The organism is Alistipes montrealensis (genome assembly GCF_018362775.1).
Taxonomy (GTDB): Bacteria; Bacteroidota; Bacteroidia; order Bacteroidales; family Rikenellaceae; genus Alistipes; species Alistipes montrealensis.
This window is the reverse complement of the sequence record NZ_JAGYXY010000001.1, coordinates 191,971-211,969: the sequence shown is the minus strand read 5'-3', so window position 1 is coordinate 211,969 and position 19,999 is coordinate 191,971. Positions and strand designations below refer to the sequence as shown.

The following is a 19,999-nucleotide window of genomic DNA, read 5'->3' as shown; positions in this document are numbered from 1 at the left end:
TTGCATGATAAACTTAAAAAATGGAATTATGTGGACATTTTTAGCAACTGAGGCCCCGGTGATAGTACCCGACAGCGTACAGAAGGCTCATTTCGCCGAAGCTGTCAACCGAATCGTAAATCTGGATGTCAGCGAACTCGTCGGGTCGCTGCTGCGCGAGTCAGTCTGGATCGTGATTAAGGTACTTATCGCGCTGGCGATCTATTTCGTAGGCCGCTGGATCGTGCGCCGCATCCTCCGGGTGGTCGATGTCGCCATGCAGCACCGCAATGTCGACACGTCGCTGCGCTCGTTCACGCGCAATACCATCAGCGCGGTTTTCACGCTGCTGCTCATCCTGATCGTCGTATCGACGCTGGGTGTCAACGTAACGTCGCTCATCGCCGTCGCGTCGGCCGCTACGCTGGCCATCGGTATGGCCCTGAGCGGTACGGCCCAGAACTTCGCCGGCGGGGTGATGATCCTGCTGATGAAGCCTTACCGCATCGGCGACTACATTTCGGCGCAGGGACAGTCGGGAACGGTCCGCGATATCAAACTTTTCTCGACGGTGATCACCACGGCCGACAATCAGACGATTTACATCCCCAACAACTCCATCGCCACGGCCATCATCGACAACTATTCGACTGCCGAACTGCGCCGTGTGGACTGGACCGTGGGTATCTCTTACGGCGACGACGTGGATGCGGCCCGCAAGGCTATCCTTTCGATGCTGGCCGCCGATTCGCGCATCATGCCCGATCCTGCCCCGGTGGTGTGGGTCGCAGCGCTGGCCGACAGTTCGGTGAATCTCTCCATCCGCGCCTGGGTGAAGAACGGCGACTACTGGAACGTCTTTTTCGAGCATAACGAGCAATTCTACAAGGAACTGCCGAAAGCAGGCATCAGTTTCCCGTTCCCGCAGATGGACGTACATGTGAAAAAAGAATAAGAAATGAAAACACGCCTCTTCACCTTCGTTGCGGCATTGAGCCTCTTTGCCTGCAATTCGAGCCAGGGACCCGAATATACGACCCCGGCGGAATTCGGGCCGGTTTCCTTCTATCCCGCTGTGATCAAGTCCGATACGGATGTTACGGTGGAGGTTCCCGTTACGAGCGAATACGGATTCAGCCGTGTGGACATCGTTTATATGCTCGATGACGACAGTTCGGACGTGAAGGTCGCTTCGCCGCGGGTATTTCCTTCGGCCGAAATCACTTCGTTCACTTATTCCGGCAAGATTCCCAAACAGAAAGGCGGCAGGAAGGTGACTTTCCAGGTCCGTGCCATTACGTTCTATAACGTGGCCGCCTATTCGCAGGTTCGCTCCTACACGGTTCCCGAGGACGAAGAGGAGGAAGGCGGCACGCAACCCGAATAACCCATTTTAACAAAGAAATAACAATTTATGGAACTGAAAGAGATTCTGGCCATCTCGGGCCAGCCCGGACTTTATAAATTCGTGGCGCAGTCTGCGCGCGGCGTGATCGTCGAGTCGCTGCTCGACGGACGGCGCATGAATGCCTCGGCGAACGCCAAGGTGAGCGCCCTTACGGAGATTTCGATGTTCACCGAAGGCGAGGACATTGCACTGGCCGACGTTTTCACCAAAATCTATGCGCACACGGGCGGCAAGGAGGCGATCAGCCCCAAAGAGTCGCCCGAGAACCTGAAGGCCGCATTTGCCGAGGTGCTTCCCGAGTACGACCGCGAGCGGGTGCACGTTTCGGACATCAAGAAATGCTTCGCGTGGTACAACACGCTGGTCAAGGCCGGATTTACGGAGTTCAAACTCCCGGCAGAAAGCGAGTAACGAACAATGTCCCGGTGAGAGCCGGGACATTTTGTTTGTGACGATCCGGTTAAGTTCGCAACGGGCTTTTTCCGCATGTCGGAAATTGTATTATCTTTGTAAAGCAACTGTAAAAATAACCCGAAAGCCCCGGAGGTTTTCACAAAGATAAAGATATTCATATGGACAGGAAGACGAAAGTGCTGGCACTGGTTGCCCACGATAACATGAAACGCGACCTGGCGGAGTGGGTCGACTGGAACAGCCGCAAGCTGAGCCGTCACCACCTGGTATGCACGGGTACGACCGGCAAGATGGTCGAAAAGACCCTGCGTGACCACAAGGAGGAACACGAGGACGAAGAGGAGGTGAAACCCGAACTGAAAATCACGCTGCTCAAGTCGGGCCCGCTGGGCGGCGACCAGCAGTTGGGATCGCTTATCGCCGACGGTAAGATCAATGCCCTGATTTTCTTCTGGGACCCGATGTCGGCCCAGCCGCACGATGTCGACGTGAAGGCGCTGCTGCGCCTGGCGACGCTTTACAACGTTCCGACGGCCATCAACCGTTCGTCGGCCGATTTCCTGATCTCCTCGCCGCTGTACGAGGACGACGAGTACGAGCCCGTCGTGAAGGATTACAAGGCCTATGTCGAGCGGGTGCTGAAGTAGGCGGAACAGGTTAAAAAGGCAGCGGTCGTGAATTTCACGACCGCTGCCTTTTTCATCACTTGGGTTGCCCCGGGAAACTTACGTCCATTGCGGCGCCTTTGTCTCCCTGCTGTTCCATCCATTTCACCAGTTCCGCCTTCATTTTTCGAATCCGGTTCTGGTGCTCGGGTTTGTCGGCCAGGTTGTTCATCTCCCACGGATCGTTCTCTACGTCGTAGAACTCGAACTCGGGACGGTGCACAAAGCGGTCGATCAGCATTTTTGCCTTGGGGTCCGTTGCTTCCGAGGATTTCCACGCCTCCCATACGCCCGTGTTGCTCTTGGGCTCTTTCATCAGGTGCTTTTCGTGGTAGTCTTTCTCGGACGTCAGGTTCCAGATCAGGGCGTATTTCTCGTCGCGGATGCTGCGGATCGGGTAGGGACGGCCCTCCGGAATGTTGTTGTGGATGCCGTAGGCATATTTGCGGGCCTTCTCCGACTGGCCGAACAGCGCTTTTCGGAAGCTGACGCCGTCGAGTTCCTTCCGCGGCTTGCCGCCTGCGATGTCGAGGAACGTGGGCAGCAGGTCCTCATACTGCACGATAGCGTGGGATATGCGTCCCGGGGCGATTTTCGCGGGGTAACGCGCCACGAGAGCACTGTTGACGCCGGGATACCAGCAGGTCCATTTGCCGCCGGGGAACTGCGGTCCCTGCTCGCCGAGGAACATGACGATCGTATTGTCGAGTTTGCCCGTCTCTTCCAGCACTTCGAGCACCGAGCCGACCTCGTTGTCGAGTGCGCGTACTTCGGCCAGGTAATGGGTGAAAATCTCCCGCATTCGGGGGTTGTCCACACAGTTTTCGGGCATCACGAGTTTATCCTTGTCGAACTCCGTCGGGTCGCCCCACGTCCACGGCGCATGCGGGTTGATGCTGCACACGTAGAGCAGGAACGGATTGTCGTCGCGGGTCATGAATTCGCGGATGCCGTCGACGGTGTAGGGGGCTTTGAGCGCCGTGCAGCCTACCGTAAATCCGGGGACTTTGTCGAATTTGTAAACCGCCGGGGTGATCGGGTGGTTCTTGCCGGCGCGGCCTACGCGGTAGCCCTCTTCGGGCATGTATTCGTTGACGGTCTTGGTCCCCTTAAAGGTCGCCTTGTGGTTCTGGTAAGAGCCGTGGCGAACAGGGTAGAGACCGGTGTACATCGAGGCGCGGATGGGCACGCTCATGGCGATCGATGCGTAGTTGTGCGTGAACCGTACCCCTTCGTTGGCCAGCCGGTCGATGTTGGGGGTCACGATGTTTTTCCCTCCGTAGCAGCTCAGCTCGGACGACAGCAGGTCGTCGGCTACGATCACCACGATGTTGGGGCGGTCGGTCCGGGGTTTGCTCTTTTCGGCTGCAATGCCTGTTGCGGGCATGACCGCCGCGGAGAGTGCGGAGGCTTTGAGCAGCGTAGAATTCAGGTTCAGCTTATTCATAGCGGTAAAATTAGTGATTTTTCGTTAACGGGGGTCTTTCATCACGTTCATGGCTTCGAGCAGCGTGGCGCCGCTGACTTGCCATCCCAGCCTCGGTTTCTGGTATTCGGGGCCTTTGCGGGCCGCCTGTTCCTGATTGAGGCTCCAGTCGGGCGTGAAGAATCCTTCGGGGTTCCCGGCGGCATCGCGGCCGAGGCCTTTCGTCCAGAGTGTTTCGGCCTGGTGGCAGATGAAGTCGTAAAGCTGGATACGGGGTTTGCGCTTGATGCGCCGGTCGTTTACAAGTTCGACGGCGTAACGGATGAAGATTCCCTTGAAGAAGGAGTTGTCGCCTCCGGCGCCCTCGTCGCGCAGCATGCCGCCTTTGGTGATGCCCGGATGAGTGATGGTGTAGAGGGCGGCCTTCAGGGCGTCGTCGCGGTAGAGTTTCTTCCCGGTGTAGCGGTAGAGCAGGTGAGCGGCCCCGAGGAACGTCCCCTGGTCGTAGGTGAGCGAGTAGGCCGTCATCTTGCCCTTCTTCTGCGAGAACGATCCGTAAACCTGTCCCGTTTCGCGGTCGAAGAGTTCGCGGGCCATCCAGTCGTAGACCGTTTCGGCGTTTTTCAGGTAGTCGAAATCGACGTAGTCGGGGTGTGAATCGGCTTTGTAGCGCGCAGCCGGGGTCCGCTGCTTTACCTCATGCAGGCGGATGGCCGTGAGGCAGCCGGGGGCGTTCGAACAGGCGTTTTTCGAGAGTCCCTGGGCAGTGTCCTCCTTTCCGTAACACCAGATGAATCCGCCGTTGCCGCCCACGTCGCGGGCTGCCGGGAGGTCCCAGGCCTTCCATATCTGGGCGTAGAGTTTTTGTGCCTCACGCAGGTAAACGGCCTCCCCAGTGGCTTCGTAAAGCCGGATCAGGGTCAGCGCATGCCACTCCATATCGTCGACGAACTGGTTGCCGAAGCATGCCGAGATGTCGGCGTAACGCTTCATGCCGTAGCTGGTCCAGAGTACGCCGACCTGTTTCTTGACCTCGCCCGTACCGATCGGGTCGCGGTAACCCTTGTCGAAGCACTCCTTGTAGAAGGCTTCCGCCTCGCGGTTGCCTTCGCGCCGTGCACGCAGGTAGGCGTCGATGAAGACATCCATGCCGTGGGCCTGCGGCCAGTAGTTGTTCGAGAAATCCTCGGCGCCTTTCACGCCGTTGGTGAAGTGGTAGGGCGGCTGTTTGCCGACGAACCCGTTGCCGGGCACGCGCCAGAAGTTGTCGGCCAGTTTTTCTGTTGCATAATTTGCCGCCGCGCTCCACGATACGGCGGCCTTTTTGCGGTCGCCGCGGGCCTGCATGGGGATGCAGTTGCCGCATAACAGCACCAGGGCGAGGGTTGCGATCTTGTAATTCATCGGATTCGGGTTTTCTTATTTTTTATCCGTATATTTTCCTTCGAGCATTTTAATCCAGTAGCCGCCGACCACTGCACGGGCCTTGAAGATTACATGGGCCGGCACGTCGCTTTTGTACCAGTCGGACATCGGCACGCGCAGGACCGTTTCGTTCATGAAGTTCCAAATGGGTGTGACGAGCGTTTCGAAGGTTTGCCGGTCCTCGGCCAGCGTGGCGCTCCAGATGATCCAGTCGGCTTTGGTCCATTGGCGGCGGCTGTCGAGCGGAAGCCCGTATTTATTCTGCCTGCCGAGGTAATAGGCGATCTCCTTCCGGGCTACACTGTCGGGAAAGATGCCGAATCCCAGCAGTTTGTCCCATACGAGGTTGTATTTCTGGCTCCACGTCCCGGCCTTGTCGAAGGTCAGGCGATAGTGGTCGCCGTCATCGGCCATTTTCACCCATTCCCCGGCCATCTCCTTCGCCTTGGCAAAATAGGTGTCGGCAACCTCTTCCATGCCGAGCAGCCGCGCGCAGTAGCCGTAAGAGGCGATGCCCATGATGGCCTTGATCGAAAGGTTGGCGTTGTGGGCGAAGTGTCCCGCGAAGTCGTCGGTGCAAAGCTGGTTGTCGGGGTCGAGTCCGTTCTCGACGAGGTATTCGGCCCAGCGGGTCAACTCCTTCCAGTGTTTGCGGGCATATTCGGCATTGCCTTCCGATGCCGCGACGGCTGCCGTCAGCACGAGCATGTTGCCCGACTCCTCGACCGGCATGTCGTGTTTGTAGGTCTGCCCGTTGGCCTGGGGATAGGTCCCCACGTCGTGCGCCGGGAAGGGTTTCTCCCATTTGCCGCTTTCGCTGTAATAGAAGATGTGGTTCATCAAAGCCTTGCACAGTTCGGGGTTGTAGTAGAGCAGCAGCGGGGCCGAAGGGTAGGTTATATCGACGGTTCCGATCGAGCCGTTGCTGGCGTTCTCCTTCGAAAACAGCATCAAATCGCCGTTGGGAGCCTCCACGAGCTTGTGGGCGGCGATAGCCTGCCGGTAGGCCAGCGCGCAGAGTTCGGCGTATTTCCGGCCTCCCTTGCGGGTTGCCGATTCCATCAGTTCCCGGTCGAACTCCCCGCACTTTTTCTTCAGGGCCGCATAGTCCCTGGCTGCCAGTGCAAACTGCTGTTCGATCGAATTGTCGCCCCTGCGGTTCCAGTAGGGGCGCAGGTTGGTCTTGAAATACTGGATCGAGTAGATGTCGTCGAATCCGGCCATGACCATGCCTTCGGCCTTGACCGAGCGGCCCAGGCTGCGGGCGATGGCGATATTGGCATTGCCGGCGGCGGCGACTCTGCCGTCGAGTTTGCCGTCCGTGGCGAAAGCCTTGCGCATTGCCATGGCGCTGCCTACCGACTGCGACGAACCGGTTTCACCCGTGCTGAGGTAGAAATATCCCCAGTCGATTTTGATCTGGTCGCCTTTGCGCTGGAGCACATTCTGTTCTTTGCTTCCCGTGCGGACGAACAGCAGGCCGTTCTTCCGGTAACCGCTGCCGACGCTCTGCTGGTCGGCGGTGTTGACGGCGCAGGCGGGCGACGCCTCGAAGTAAATCTGTACGTCGTGCGCGGCTCCGTCGAGCGACCGGGTTTCATACGAGATGTAGTTCACCGGACGGGAGATCAGCTCGAGGTCGTCGAGGAACAGCGGAGCCGTGAAGGTCAGCGTCAGCCCTACCGGGCCGCAGACGAATTCGTAAATGGTCTGCATGGCCTGCACGTCGGCCGATTTCTGCAATGCGGGAGTCGAGAGGTAGCGCTCGCCGCCGAAATTCGCGTCGAAGGCCCCCGTCGGGGCATCGATGCCCATAAACCGGTAGGTCCTGCCGTCGACGCGCAGGGCGCCCACCAGCGGGAACGGCTGGCCGGTCCAGTGGGTCGTGTGGTTGTCGTAGAGGTAATCGCCCGCCGACCAGCAACTGGTGTAGGGGTCGATGGTTATCAGGGGGTAGGCCGGGGCGCGCAGGGCATTCTGCTGCGCAGGAGCCGCCGCGTGTGCGGTCGCAAAGAGCGACGCGGCCGCCAGAATCGCTATAAAAAGGTTTTTCTTCATTCGGGTCGGTTTCAAAGATAGTTTATTGTTTTGCTTTTTGGGCTTTTTTGCGGTTGTTGAGCAGGTGCTGCGTCGCATCCAGTTCGGTCTGGGCTCCCAGGTCGCCCTGGCTTTTCATCCAGGCATCGAGTTTCGGGCGCATCCGGGCGAGCACTTTCGCATAGGCGGGGTCTGCGGCCAGGTTGTGCATCTGGTAGGGGTCCTTCACAATGTCGTACAACTCCTCGGCAGGCCGCTTCTGGTACAGTTCGGCGCGTTCCCGGGCGAACGTGTCCCCGGCGGCGCCCCGTTGCTGCCACTCCTTGAAGTACTCCTCTTTGGTTACGACGCACTGGAACATGGCTTCGGGGGTCAGGTTGCGGATGTAACAGTAACGCCCGTCGCGGACCGAGCGGATGCCGTAGTGGTCGGGGCCGTTGAGAATGCCCCGTGAAGTCTGGATGCCGAAGACTCGCTGCTTGTGTTTCGACTTTTTGCCTTCGATCACCTTTCGGAAACTTTTGCCGTCGAGACCCTTCGGAACCGAACCCGACGCGATGTCCACGAGCGTGGGTGTCACGTCAACGTATTCGCACAGCGCGTCGGTGGTCGTACCGGGCCGCGTGACGCCTTTCCAGCGCACGATGAAGGCCGTCTGGAGTCCCGCGTCGTAACAGGTCCATTTGGCGAACGGGAACTGGTGTCCCTGCTCGCTGGTGAAGATGAAAACCGTGTCGTCGTCCAACCCGTATTTTTTCAGCAGGGCGTCGATACTTCCGATGTCCTTGTCGAGCTGGTTGATCTCGGCCAAGTAGTTCACATACAGTTCCCGGACTTCGGGCGTGTCTACGAGCGTCGGGGGCAGGGTCAGCTCGGCGGGATCGAAGAGCGAGCGGTCGCCGCGCGTCCACGGAGCATGGGCGTCGTGCGAAGCCACGTAGAGGAAGAACGGCTCGCCGCTCTCGGATGCTTCGCGCAGGAACGCTTCGATCCGCGCGGGGTTTACGTTAGCGTTCGGTTTGGCCAGTTCCTCGAAGGGAAATGCACTCATCGGCGCGATGTGCCGCTTGCCCTGCATGGCCACCCTGTAACCCCGGTCTTTCAGGAATTTAGGCAGCGTTTCTACGCCGTCGTCGATGTAAGTGTGGTTGGGATAGGCCCCCGAACGTACGGGGTAGAGCCCCGTCAAAAGGCAGTGGCGCGTGGGCGAACTCATTGCCGTCGCCTGGAAGAACTGCGTGAAGCGCAGGCCTTCCGACGCCAGGCGGTCGATGTTGGGCGTCACGGCGTCGGGACTGCCGTAGCAGCCGAAGTCGAGCATGCGCGTGTCGTCCGAGATGACCAGTACGATATTGGGCCGTTTGGCTGCTGCGCCCGCCGGGAACGCCGCGAGGGCAGCGGCCGCTACGGCGATATGGGTTGCTTTGATCTCCATGTTATTCGGTGTAAAACAGGTAGTTGTGCGGGTTGCGCTTGAAGCGGTAACGCTGGCGGGGCAGCGGCAGCGGATCGTCCGTAGCGATGTCCCACTTGAGCAGTTCGGCCAGCAGGAACTGCTGTTTGGCGGCGTATTTTCGGTTGCCGTAGAGGTTCTTCATCTCCGACGGGTCTTTTTTGACGTTGTACATCCCGCCGTTGCCCAGCATGTCGAATTCCAGTTTCCAGTCGCCCATGCGCACGCAGCGGCTCGCACCGCTCTGCGTCCAGGTGTTCAGTTCGTCGAAGAATCCGGGTTTCTTGCGCGTTGCACCCTCTTTGGCGTAGTCGGTCCCGTCTTCCCTGGTGTAATACTGGCCGCCGTAACCGTCCTCACTCATCACGCTGCGGAACTCCTCCTCGGGGTAGTCGCCGCCGCGGACGACCTCGACGAGGCTGCGGCCCTGTACTCCTTCGGGAATCTCGCCCCCGGCCATCTCGCAGAAGGTCGGGAAAACATCGACCAGCGAGACGTGTGCCCGGCTCAGTCCCTGCGCTGGAACCGGGCCGCCGAACCAGACGAACGGCACGCGCGCCACGATGTCCGAGAGGCCTACGCCTTTCTTCATCAGCCCGTACTCCCCGGCGAAATCGCCGTGGTCGGCCATCACCACGAAGACCGTGTTTTCGTAAGCGCCGTCCTTGCGGAGTTGTTCCACGAAGCGGGCGATCTGGTCGTCGATCAGGCGGATCATTCCGAGGTAGTTGCTGCGCAGACGCCCCAGGTGCTCGTAATAGCCTGCATGTCCCAGTGACATCATCTCGTGGAGAAGCTCGTATTCCGGGCCTTTCACCCTGAGGTCCTTGAGGCCGGTCCGCACCGGGGGCAGTTTTTCGGGCGGGAACATCGAATAATAGGGTTCGCTGACTTGGTAGGGGTTGTGCGGCTCGGCGAACGAGAGCCACATCATGAAGGGCTTGTCGCCTTCGCCGATCCATTGCAGGGCGTCGTCGACCATGCGGCAGGGCTGCTGCATTTCAGCGCCGTACGGAGCCGGTTCGTAGCTGGCGTACATGTCGGTCGATCCGAGGTAGGCGTTAAAGGCCTTGCTTTTGTCGTCGATTTTTCCCTGTTGCCCGAAATGGTTGTAGGGCCTCCAGTAGTCGGCGTCCTGGGGTTTGATGTGTGCGTGGTTCTTGCCTACGAGCGCCGTGCGGTAGCCGTTGCGGCGGGCGAAGGAGAACATATCGTCGTTGTAGACGGCGTCTTCGATGTTGTGGTTCGATTTTACGCGCGTAGCCTTCGGGAAACGACCTGTGAGAAACGCCACGCGGGCGGGGCCACTGATCGGGGCGGGGGTGTAGGCACGGTCGAACCAGATGCCTTCGGCGGCCATGCGGTCCACGAAAGGGGTAACGTCGAGCGGATAACCCTCCCTGCCGCAGAGGTCGGCCCGCTGCTGGTCCGTCATGATGAAGACGAAATTGGGCTTCCGGGGTGTTCCCGTCTCCTGGGCCGTTGCGGTCGGTATGACCAGCGGCAGCAGCGCGGTTGCGCTCAGCGAGATTTTCACAGGATTCATCGGATATTCGGTTTAGGTTGTTTATCGCAAGAGGATGAGACAAAATTAGGCGGATCGGAACAGACTTGGTGCGCCATTTTATTCAAATATGGCCAAAAAATGACCAAACCCCTGTTCGGGCCGGACGAGGCATTGACGGGATCGGAAATTTCGTTTACCTTTCTTGAAAATTACGAACCTAATTCCAACGTACATGATGAAATTCGACAAAAGTGCGATGCTCGCTTCGGCAGCCGCACTGACCTCTTCGCTGGCTTACGCCGCACAACCCAATGTCGTCTTTATCCTGGCCGACGATATGGGCTACGGCGACGTGTCTGCGCTGAATGAAAAGTCGCGGATACAGACCCCGGCCATCGACGCCCTCTGCCGCAGCGGCGTGACCTTTGCCGACGCCCATTCGGGCTCTTCGGTGAGCACCCCTTCGCGTTACGGCATCCTGACAGGCCGCTATGCCTTCCGCACGACCCTCAAGAGCGGCGTTACGAACANGCGTGTCGTCCGAGATGACCAGTACGATATTGGGCCGTTTGGCTGCTGCGCCCGCCGGGAACGCCGCGAGGGCAGCGGCCGCTACGGCGATATGGGTTGCTTTGATCTCCATGTTATTCGGTGTAAAACAGGTAGTTGTGCGGGTTGCGCTTGAAGCGGTAACGCTGGCGGGGCAGCGGCAGCGGATCGTCCGTAGCGATGTCCCACTTGAGCAGTTCGGCCAGCAGGAACTGCTGTTTGGCGGCGTATTTTCGGTTGCCGTAGAGGTTCTTCATCTCCGACGGGTCTTTTTTGACGTTGTACATCCCGCCGTTGCCCAGCATGTCGAATTCCAGTTTCCAGTCGCCCATGCGCACGCAGCGGCTCGCACCGCTCTGCGTCCAGGTGTTCAGTTCGTCGAAGAATCCGGGTTTCTTGCGCGTTGCACCCTCTTTGGCGTAGTCGGTCCCGTCTTCCCTGGTGTAATACTGGCCGCCGTAACCGTCCTCACTCATCACGCTGCGGAACTCCTCCTCGGGGTAGTCGCCGCCGCGGACGACCTCGACGAGGCTGCGGCCCTGTACTCCTTCGGGAATCTCGCCCCCGGCCATCTCGCAGAAGGTCGGGAAAACATCGACCAGCGAGACGTGTGCCCGGCTCAGTCCCTGCGCTGGAACCGGGCCGCCGAACCAGACGAACGGCACGCGCGCCACGATGTCCGAGAGGCCTACGCCTTTCTTCATCAGCCCGTACTCCCCGGCGAAATCGCCGTGGTCGGCCATCACCACGAAGACCGTGTTTTCGTAAGCGCCGTCCTTGCGGAGTTGTTCCACGAAGCGGGCGATCTGGTCGTCGATCAGGCGGATCATTCCGAGGTAGTTGCTGCGCAGACGCCCCAGGTGCTCGTAATAGCCTGCATGTCCCAGTGACATCATCTCGTGGAGAAGCTCGTATTCCGGGCCTTTCACCCTGAGGTCCTTGAGGCCGGTCCGCACCGGGGGCAGTTTTTCGGGCGGGAACATCGAATAATAGGGTTCGCTGACTTGGTAGGGGTTGTGCGGCTCGGCGAACGAGAGCCACATCATGAAGGGCTTGTCGCCTTCGCCGATCCATTGCAGGGCGTCGTCGACCATGCGGCAGGGCTGCTGCATTTCAGCGCCGTACGGAGCCGGTTCGTAGCTGGCGTACATGTCGGTCGATCCGAGGTAGGCGTTAAAGGCCTTGCTTTTGTCGTCGATTTTTCCCTGTTGCCCGAAATGGTTGTAGGGCCTCCAGTAGTCGGCGTCCTGGGGTTTGATGTGTGCGTGGTTCTTGCCTACGAGCGCCGTGCGGTAGCCGTTGCGGCGGGCGAAGGAGAACATATCGTCGTTGTAGACGGCGTCTTCGATGTTGTGGTTCGATTTTACGCGCGTAGCCTTCGGGAAACGACCTGTGAGAAACGCCACGCGGGCGGGGCCACTGATCGGGGCGGGGGTGTAGGCACGGTCGAACCAGATGCCTTCGGCGGCCATGCGGTCCACGAAAGGGGTAACGTCGAGCGGATAACCCTCCCTGCCGCAGAGGTCGGCCCGCTGCTGGTCCGTCATGATGAAGACGAAATTGGGCTTCCGGGGTGTTCCCGTCTCCTGGGCCGTTGCGGTCGGTATGACCAGCGGCAGCAGCGCGGTTGCGCTCAGCGAGATTTTCACAGGATTCATCGGATATTCGGTTTAGGTTGTTTATCGCAAGAGGATGAGACAAAATTAGGCGGATCGGAACAGACTTGGTGCGCCATTTTATTCAAATATGGCCAAAAAATGACCAAACCCCTGTTCGGGCCGGACGAGGCATTGACGGGATCGGAAATTTCGTTTACCTTTCTTGAAAATTACGAACCTAATTCCAACGTACATGATGAAATTCGACAAAAGTGCGATGCTCGCTTCGGCAGCCGCACTGACCTCTTCGCTGGCTTACGCCGCACAACCCAATGTCGTCTTTATCCTGGCCGACGATATGGGCTACGGCGACGTGTCTGCGCTGAATGAAAAGTCGCGGATACAGACCCCGGCCATCGACGCCCTCTGCCGCAGCGGCGTGACCTTTGCCGACGCCCATTCGGGCTCTTCGGTGAGCACCCCTTCGCGTTACGGCATCCTGACAGGCCGCTATGCCTTCCGCACGACCCTCAAGAGCGGCGTTACGAACAGCTACTCCCCGCCGCTGATCGCTCCCGATCGCCGTACGATCGCCACCTACCTCTCCGAGCAGGGTTATTCGACGGCCTGCATCGGCAAATGGCATCTGGGCTGGAACTGGACCAAGCGTGACGGCAAGGTCGATTTTTCGGGTCCGATCGAAGGTGGCCCCGTGACCCGCGGATTCGACTATTTCTTCGGCATCCCGGCGTCGCTCGATATGCCACCTTATGTATATATAGAGAACGACCGCGTAACGGCGCAGCCGAACCGCACCTCCGCCGACGGAAAGGGGCTCCTGCTGCAACGCAGCGGCCCGCAGGGCGCCGACTTCGAACACGGGGAGTGTTTGCAGCGTATTACGCAGAAATCGCTCGAATACATCGCCCGGCAGGGTAAGGACAAACCGTTTTTCCTCTACATGCCGCTGACGGCCCCGCATACGCCGATCCTGCCTTCGGAGGAGTTCCGCGGCAAGTCGGGACTTTCGCCCTACGGCGATTTCGTGATGATGGTCGACGATGTGGTCGCGCAGGTCGTCGCCCGGCTGAAGGAGCAGGGAGTTTATGAAAATACGGTTATTGTCTTCGCTGCCGACAACGGCTGTTTCCACGGAGCCGGGGTGAAGGAGATGGAGGCCGACGGGCACTATCCCAGTTATATCTACCGGGGTTATAAATCCGACCTTTTCGACGGCGGGCATCGCGTGCCGCTGGTCATCTCGTGCGGCGGCAGGAACGGCGGTCGTATCGAGCAGGGACTGACCTCGCTCACGGATTTATACGCCACGTTCGCCGAAATGACGGGCTACCGGCTTACGCCCGGTGAAGGCGAAGACAGTTACAGCCTCTGGGGCGTACTGACGGGGCAGGGCAAGAATCTGCGCCCCGACGCCGTGCACCATTCGAACAACGGCAGTTTCTCGCTGCGCGAGGGTCGTTGGAAAATCCTCTTTACGGCCGGCTCCGGCGGTTGGAGTTTCCCGACTTTCCCCAAGGACAAAGCGTACATTGCTGCGCTTCCTTCCATGCAGCTTTACGACCTGGAGAACGACCCCGGCGAAACGCGGAACGTGATCGGCGAGCATCCCGATGTCGTGTGTCGGCTGACCGCCCGGATGAAGGAGCATATCGAACGCGGACGCTCGACGCCCGGCCCAGTCCAGGTCAATGAAACGAACGGCGAGTGGAAGCAGACCGCACTGTTTATGAATGGGGCTAAATAGACTATGTGCATGCTTGCAGGCGGCTTTTGGCCCGTTTGACCAAAATTTGACATTTTTTGAATAAGTGTCTAAGGCTGTTTTCTCGGAAACAGCCTTTCTTTGTTGTCGAGTAAAACTTACCAACCTAAAACTAATTTATATGAAGGTATTTCGACTATGGTCGCTTATGCTTTCGGCGGCAATGTTTTTTCTGGTCGCCTGCGAATCGATGGACGAGAAGGACGGAGGTAAATATTCCCTCGGTACGACTTGCCGGATTCTCGAAAGCAGAGGCAATTTCACCAGCTTCATTAAGGCGCTCGATCGCAGCGGTTACCGCAGACTCGTGGACGGCGGCGGACTCGTAACGGTTTTTGCTCCGGACGACGAAGCATTCGGCAGTTATCTCCAAAGCAAATATGGTACGTCTGACGTGGACCAGGTCCCCGTCGAGGACCTTACACTGCTCGTGGGCTGCCACATGATCCAGTTCGCCTACACCACGGAAGATTTCCTTTCCTTCTCGATGACCTCTTCGGAGGATGGAACGGATACGGGCGACGGTTCCTGCTACAAGTACAAAACTTACGGGCGTCCGGCTATCGAGGATTATACCGATCCGGTAACCCGGCGGAAAGTGAAGCTCTTTTCCCGCGAAAAGTACATGCCCGTCTTTTCGACGCGGATGTTTGCCAAGCGGGGGATTTCCGATGCGGAGGGCGACTACCGCAAATTCTTCCCCGACGTAAACTGGCAGGGGGCTAACGACCGCCTCTATGCAGGCAATGCAGCCGTGATCGAAAGCGGCATTCCCACCGACAACGGTTACCTTTATATCGTCGACAAGGTGATGGAGCCTTCGCGTACCATCTATAAGGAACTGTCGGACGATTCGGGCGCAGGCGCCGATTATTCGCTCTGCAAAGGACTTTTCGACCGGGTGAGTCTGTATAAGTACGACGCCGCCGTTTCGAAGAACTATGCTGCCTCGTCGGGCGACTCGCTTTTCTATTTCTACCACTGGAAGGAGCCCAACCGTACGGCCGAGATTCCCGAGATCGCCAGCGAATGGACCTACCACGACGAGAGCGGTGTGGTTTTCGACCGTCCGCTGCGTTATTCCGTCAACTGCTTCCTGCCTGACAACGAGGTGTTGGAGGAGTACCTGAAGACCTTTTTCAGCGAGTACGGCACGCAGACTTCGGACAATTTCCTAAGCCTGATTCCCAAAAACGCCATTTTCCACTTCCTGAGGGCCCATGTTTACGGGGGCCAGGACCTGATCCTGCCTTCGGAACTGGACCAGCGGCCGGTGGTCGGTGTGAATGGCGAACAGTTCCGCGTCGCTTCGTCGGAACTCCACAGCGTGTCTTACTGCACGAACGGCGTCATTTACGGGATGGACAAAGTGTTCGAACCGGCTGTCTTCACCTACCTGACAGCCCCCTTGTTCCGCTATCCGCAATTCTCGTTCTACGCGCAGGCTTTCAACACGAAGAATATGTACCAGCAGACGGTCGATCCCAATAACCGGTTCACGCTCTTCATCCAGAACGACCAGGACCTGGCTACGGCCGGTTATTCGTCGAGTGAAAGTTCCACGACCAACGGCGATTACACGTTCCGCAGCAAGTCGGGTACGATGAATGCCAATGCGGTATCGAACCTGGTGATGTCCCAGTTCGTCTACGGCTCTGTTCCTGCGTTGGAGGACGCCGACGACCTCCGCTATTTCATCGCCAAGGACGAGAAGACCTATTTTTATATGAAGGACAAGGCGCTCTACGACTATTCGGGCAAGGAACTGGCTGTCAAGGAGACGTTCGAGACCAAAAACGGAACGGTCTACCAGACCGACCGGGTGATTCCCGCCCGTGTCGGAGCCTATTCTGAAACCGGTAAAATGCCGGAATATGCACAGTTCAAGGCCCTGATGATTACGGCGGGCCTGGGCAACAACAGCGGCGGTCTGGTCAATCCGATCGCCGACGGACTGGTCTTCTTCCCGACCAACGAGGCGATTCTCGCTGCGAAGGACGCCGGGATGATTCCCGAGGTGGTCGACGGCGACGTAACGGAACTGCGCAAGTATCTCCAATATTATTTCGTGCCGCTGAAGAAGAACAAGCTCAACTACTATCTGCTGCCGGGCCTCGGCCCCGAGGGAGCGACGGATGAGGCCTATTCGGGTACTTACGTCACGCTGTCGGAGTACCAGAACGAGATCGATGCCAAGATGATGACTATTGGGTGGAATCCCGAGAATCCCGAGTCGCTGACCATTACCGATATGGCAGGTAACTCCATTACGACGGATCCCGGGGTGATCTACCTGCGTACCAACTGTGCGACTTACTCCATCAATACCTGCTTCGATTATCGTACGATGTACGGAAATTAAGCCTGAACCAAAATCAAAACTACATACCAGCGGATGATGAAAAATTTTTCACTTCTACTAATAATGGCTGCTGTGTGCCTGTTGCCGGACCTTTCTTTGGCGCAAGCGCAGCAACAGTCCAAAAGCGCCAAAAGCCAGAAGGAGACTTATACGATGCGCGGTGTCGTGTCGGACAGTCAGGGCGTGCTGCCGGGCGCTACGGTCTACCTGCAAAATAAAGACCAGCGAATTATCGTCGGAGCTGTAACGGGTATCCAGGGCGAATATATCCTGAGCGTGCCCGCCAATGCAAAGGACCTGACCATCGTTACGGGCTTCGTGGGTTATATCACTTCGAAGGTTCCCTATACCGGGCAGCGGGTTTACGACGTGCGCCTGAAGGAGGACGCCAAATCGATCCAGTCCGTCGTCGTCGAGGGTAAGGTCGTGCGTAAAAACGAACAGGGCGTCAAGCGTGAGAACCTCGGTACGGCTACCGAGTACCTCGACGTAACGCAGTTCGAGGACCTGAGCGTAACCTCCATCGACCAGATGATCCAGGGCCGAATGGCCAACCTCGACATTGTGGCGGCCTCGGGCGACCCCGGTACGGTCTCTACGATCCGTATTCGCGGCTCGGCGTCGCTGAACTCCAGCAACGAGCCCCTGATCGTAATCGACGGTATCCCGCAGGATAACGACATCGACGAGGATTTCAACTTCGGCGATGCCAACGTGGAGGACTTCGGTTCCCTGCTCAACATCTCGCCGAACGATATCCAGTCGATCGAGATTCTCAAGGATGCAGCCGCTACCGCACTCTGGGGTCCCCGTGCCGCCAGCGGCGTGCTGCTGATCACGACCAAGCAGGGCGGTGTGCACAAACCCGTCTTCTCCTTTAGCCAGAAAATCGACTACTCGTTCGATCCTAAGCCGATTCCGCTGCTCAACGGTCCTGAGTATGTAACGCTGATGCAGGATGCCATGTGGAACTGGATCAAGGACGGCGATTACGACCAGCAGCGCGTGAGGACGCTGAACAACCAGAAGGATATTCTTTACGACCGTTCCTACGAGTATTTCAACGAGTTCAACTGCAATACCGACTGGCTCGACCTGATTTCCCGGAATGCGCTCACCTCCACGACCGACTTTGCGATGGACGGCGGCGGCGAGGTTGCCAATTACCGGTTTTCGCTGAACTACCTCGATCAGGACGGTACGACCAAGGCGACCGATTTTTCGCGTATCACCTCACGACTGAACCTGACGATCAAATTCTCCCGGAAATTCCGCGTATCTTCCAAATTCGACTATACCGAGTCGACGCGTAACCAGCCTTACGGTTCCACTTCCAAGGACCTGGCCATCGGTGCGACGGAGGATGCGACCAATGAGGCGAATTCGGGCTATGCGATCAACGAACAGTTGAAAAAGCCTGTCCGCAATACGGCCATGATCAAAATGCCCAACGTGAGCCCTTGGGTGCTGGACCAGTACGGAAATCCGACCAGCGAGTATTTCAGCACTCCCGAAGGCTCCATCCAGAAGACCTTCCCGAATCCGCTTGCCCACGTGCTCGAATCGACCCAGCGAACCAAGGCGCGTACCGTAGGCGCTAATTTCGGTGTCGATTATACTCCGATCCAGGGTCTGAACATCAAGGCCAATATTTCTTACCGCCTCACGGCAGTCCGCACCAACGGTTTTTTACCCTCGTCGGTGATGAATGTGAAGTGGTCCAACCAGAACTACAACCAGGGTCTCGAGGCGCAGTCCAATAAGGCCGTAACCTATGCCGATGTCAATATCAACTACGGGGTGAATATCAACAGACATAGCATTCAGGCAACGCTTCGGGAACAGATCGAAGCCACCAACAACAACAGTTACAGCATCACCACTACCGGCAGCGGCGCCGAAGCGGTCAGCTCCCCGTCGTCCGAGGGTAAGATCATCAAGATGAATTCGGCCTGGGCCAAGCGGCGCACGATCGGATTGGTGGGCAGTCTGAACTATGTCTACGACGAGCGTTACGCCCTGAACATCGCAGGCCGTATAAACGCCAATTCCAATACCGGCCGCAACAACCGCTGGTCGTCTATTCGTCCTTCGCTTTCCGCCGTTTGGCGAATCAACAACGAAAAATTCATGAAGGAGGCGAAATGGATCGACGAACTGCGTGCGAAAGCCAGTTGGGGGCAGAGCGAACGGGTCCCGGCGGCAAGTTTCGTGACGGGTACGTTCGCCTACGAGGATGCCTATATGGACCGTCCTTCGATCAAGCCCAACCAGATGCAGCTCGACAACCTCAGGCCCGAGATCGTAACCTCGTACAATGTGGGTCTGGAAGGTTCGTTCAAGAGAAATATGATCCGGTTCAGTTTCGACTATTACAACAACGAAACCTCGGACCTGATTATGAAGGATATGAATATCCAGTCGACGACCGGTTACAACTCCGTGCGCCGGTATAACGGCGGTGATATCCGCAACCGCGGTTGGGAGTTGTCGGTGAGCCTGAACGACATCTTGAAAATAGGTAAATTCAGTTTGAGCCTGTCCAACATCAACCTAGCGCGCAACGTCAATGAAATCACTTCGCTGCCCGAAAGCATGATCGCCGAGAAATACACGATCGGAAACGGCAATTACCCCCGTAAGATCATGGAGGGCAATCCGATCGGCTCCATCTACGGCTATATTTTCGACGGCGTCTACCAGAATTACGACGAGACGCTGGCCCGCGACGCCCAGGGCGAACTTATCCGCGATGTCAACGGCAATACGGTTCCCATCCGTGTGGGCGGAACCACTCGCATGCGCCCCGGCGACGCCAAGTACAGGGACCTGAACCACGATGGCGTGATCGACGAGCAGGACATCGTTTACCTCGGCTCTTCGTTCCCGACGCTCACCGGAGGCGGAAGCCTGGTGCTGAAATACAAAGGCTGGCAGTTGCGTACTTCGCTGCATTTCCGTCTCGGACACAGCATCATCAACAAAACGCGCCACGAACTTGAGAATATGAATTCCGGTAACAACCAGTCGAAGAACGTACTTCGCCGCTGGCGTTACGAGGGCGACGACACCGATATCCCCCGTGCATTGTGGGGCACGAACTACAACTCGATGGGCAGCAGTAAATTCGTCGAGGACGGATCGTTCCTGAAATTTAAGGACATTACGCTGACTTACCGTGTTCCCCAGCAGTTCTGCCGGAGGATGGGGCTGATGAACATGGTCATTTCCGCTACGGCTTATAACCTGTTCACCTTTACGAACTATTCGGGGCAGGACCCCGAAGTGGGCGTCGGATCGGGAGCATACGGCCTGGCGATAGACAGCAGTCGTACGCCGCCTGCTCGTAAAATCGCTTTCAACCTTTCGTTTAGCTTCTAAATTATGCGAGTT

At 57.9% G+C, this 19,999-nt stretch carries 14 protein-coding genes; 8 read left to right on the top strand and 6 right to left on the bottom strand.

Translation table 11 applies throughout. The features are described from left to right. Positions 1 to 28: 28 nt before the first annotated feature. From KG007_RS00850 to KG007_RS00835, 4 genes are all read left to right on the top strand, one after another. Positions 29 to 934, top strand: a complete 906-nt coding sequence (locus tag KG007_RS00850) for a mechanosensitive ion channel family protein (protein ID WP_195458120.1) — start codon at positions 29 to 31, stop codon at positions 932 to 934. 3 nt (positions 935 to 937) lie between these two features. Further along, a complete protein-coding gene (locus tag KG007_RS00845) occupies positions 938 to 1,366 on the top strand; it encodes a hypothetical protein (protein ID WP_195458119.1) in 429 nt (142 codons plus the stop codon). 27 nt (positions 1,367 to 1,393) lie between these two features. Continuing rightward, positions 1,394 to 1,798, top strand: a complete 405-nt coding sequence (locus tag KG007_RS00840; RefSeq protein WP_195458118.1) for a DUF5606 family protein — start codon at positions 1,394 to 1,396, stop codon at positions 1,796 to 1,798. Between the two features lie 161 nt (positions 1,799 to 1,959). Continuing rightward, a complete protein-coding gene (locus tag KG007_RS00835) occupies positions 1,960 to 2,448 on the top strand; it encodes a methylglyoxal synthase (RefSeq protein WP_195458117.1) in 489 nt (162 codons plus the stop codon). 55 nt (positions 2,449 to 2,503) lie between these two features. On the opposite strand, the gene KG007_RS00830 is transcribed toward KG007_RS00835, so the two are convergent. Genes KG007_RS00830 through KG007_RS00810 form a run of 5 tightly spaced genes read right to left on the bottom strand, consistent with a single transcriptional unit; the run spans position 2,504 to position 10,353 of the window. Then, positions 2,504 to 3,913, bottom strand: coding sequence for a sulfatase family protein (locus KG007_RS00830; RefSeq protein ID WP_249413204.1), 1,410 nt, complete (start codon positions 3,911 to 3,913; stop codon positions 2,504 to 2,506). Positions 3,914 to 3,937: 24 nt separating this feature from the next. Beyond that, complete coding sequence (locus tag KG007_RS00825; RefSeq protein WP_213346925.1) at positions 3,938 to 5,296, bottom strand: glycoside hydrolase family 76 protein; 1,359 nt, start codon at positions 5,294 to 5,296, stop codon at positions 3,938 to 3,940. 15 nt (positions 5,297 to 5,311) lie between these two features. Beyond that, the gene (locus tag KG007_RS00820; protein ID WP_213346923.1) at positions 5,312 to 7,375 is read right to left on the bottom strand and encodes a glutaminase family protein; all 2,064 of its coding nucleotides are present in this window, start codon (positions 7,373 to 7,375) and stop codon (positions 5,312 to 5,314) included. 22 nt (positions 7,376 to 7,397) lie between these two features. Next, positions 7,398 to 8,789, bottom strand: coding sequence for a sulfatase family protein (locus KG007_RS00815; protein ID WP_213346921.1), 1,392 nt, complete (start codon positions 8,787 to 8,789; stop codon positions 7,398 to 7,400). Between the two features lies 1 nt (position 8,790). Then, a complete protein-coding gene (locus KG007_RS00810) occupies positions 8,791 to 10,353 on the bottom strand; it encodes a sulfatase family protein (RefSeq protein WP_213346919.1) in 1,563 nt (520 codons plus the stop codon). Positions 10,354 to 10,546: 193 nt separating this feature from the next. On the opposite strand from KG007_RS00810, the gene KG007_RS00805 reads away from it, so the two are divergent. After that, entirely contained in the window at positions 10,547 to 10,999 is a 453-nt protein-coding gene (locus KG007_RS00805) for a sulfatase-like hydrolase/transferase (RefSeq protein ID WP_249413203.1), read from the top strand. Here KG007_RS00805 and KG007_RS00800 read toward each other — a convergent pair. Next, complete coding sequence (locus tag KG007_RS00800; RefSeq protein ID WP_213346919.1) at positions 10,959 to 12,521, bottom strand: sulfatase family protein; 1,563 nt, start codon at positions 12,519 to 12,521, stop codon at positions 10,959 to 10,961. The genes KG007_RS00805 and KG007_RS00800 overlap by 41 nt on opposite strands. 193 nt (positions 12,522 to 12,714) lie before the next feature. Between KG007_RS00800 and KG007_RS00795 the strand changes: the two genes are divergently transcribed. The 3 genes from KG007_RS00795 (at position 12,715) to KG007_RS00785 (ending at position 19,987) form a co-directional block, all read left to right on the top strand. Then, positions 12,715 to 14,226: a sulfatase-like hydrolase/transferase gene (locus KG007_RS00795; RefSeq protein ID WP_213346917.1), complete on the top strand. Its 1,512-nt coding sequence runs from the start codon at positions 12,715 to 12,717 to the stop codon at positions 14,224 to 14,226. A gap of 139 nt (positions 14,227 to 14,365) precedes the next feature. Next, positions 14,366 to 16,606: a fasciclin domain-containing protein gene (locus KG007_RS00790; protein ID WP_213346915.1), complete on the top strand. Its 2,241-nt coding sequence runs from the start codon at positions 14,366 to 14,368 to the stop codon at positions 16,604 to 16,606. A gap of 33 nt (positions 16,607 to 16,639) precedes the next feature. Next, positions 16,640 to 19,987, top strand: coding sequence for a SusC/RagA family TonB-linked outer membrane protein (locus KG007_RS00785; protein ID WP_213346913.1), 3,348 nt, complete (start codon positions 16,640 to 16,642; stop codon positions 19,985 to 19,987). Positions 19,988 to 19,999: the final 12 nt, after the last annotated feature.

Excerpts from the sequence above, each read along its gene's own strand:
- KG007_RS00795 (WP_213346917.1), top strand. The coding sequence starts at position 12,715 with ATGATGAAATTCGACAAAAGTGCGATGCTCGCTTCGGCAGCCGCACTG.
- KG007_RS00850 (WP_195458120.1), top strand. The coding sequence starts at position 29 with ATGTGGACATTTTTAGCAACTGAGGCCCCGGTGATAGTACCCGACAGC.
- KG007_RS00785 (WP_213346913.1), top strand. The coding sequence starts at position 16,640 with ATGATGAAAAATTTTTCACTTCTACTAATAATGGCTGCTGTGTGCCTG.
- KG007_RS00790 (WP_213346915.1), top strand. The coding sequence starts at position 14,366 with ATGAAGGTATTTCGACTATGGTCGCTTATGCTTTCGGCGGCAATGTTT.
- KG007_RS00830 (WP_249413204.1), bottom strand. The coding sequence starts at position 3,913 with ATGAATAAGCTGAACCTGAATTCTACGCTGCTCAAAGCCTCCGCACTC.
- KG007_RS00825 (WP_213346925.1), bottom strand. The coding sequence starts at position 5,296 with ATGAATTACAAGATCGCAACCCTCGCCCTGGTGCTGTTATGCGGCAAC.
- KG007_RS00800 (WP_213346919.1), bottom strand. The coding sequence starts at position 12,521 with ATGAATCCTGTGAAAATCTCGCTGAGCGCAACCGCGCTGCTGCCGCTG.
- KG007_RS00810 (WP_213346919.1), bottom strand. The coding sequence starts at position 10,353 with ATGAATCCTGTGAAAATCTCGCTGAGCGCAACCGCGCTGCTGCCGCTG.
- KG007_RS00815 (WP_213346921.1), bottom strand. The coding sequence starts at position 8,789 with ATGGAGATCAAAGCAACCCATATCGCCGTAGCGGCCGCTGCCCTCGCG.
- KG007_RS00840 (WP_195458118.1), top strand. The coding sequence starts at position 1,394 with ATGGAACTGAAAGAGATTCTGGCCATCTCGGGCCAGCCCGGACTTTAT.
- KG007_RS00845 (WP_195458119.1), top strand. The coding sequence starts at position 938 with ATGAAAACACGCCTCTTCACCTTCGTTGCGGCATTGAGCCTCTTTGCC.
- KG007_RS00820 (WP_213346923.1), bottom strand. The coding sequence starts at position 7,375 with ATGAAGAAAAACCTTTTTATAGCGATTCTGGCGGCCGCGTCGCTCTTT.
- KG007_RS00835 (WP_195458117.1), top strand. The coding sequence starts at position 1,960 with ATGGACAGGAAGACGAAAGTGCTGGCACTGGTTGCCCACGATAACATG.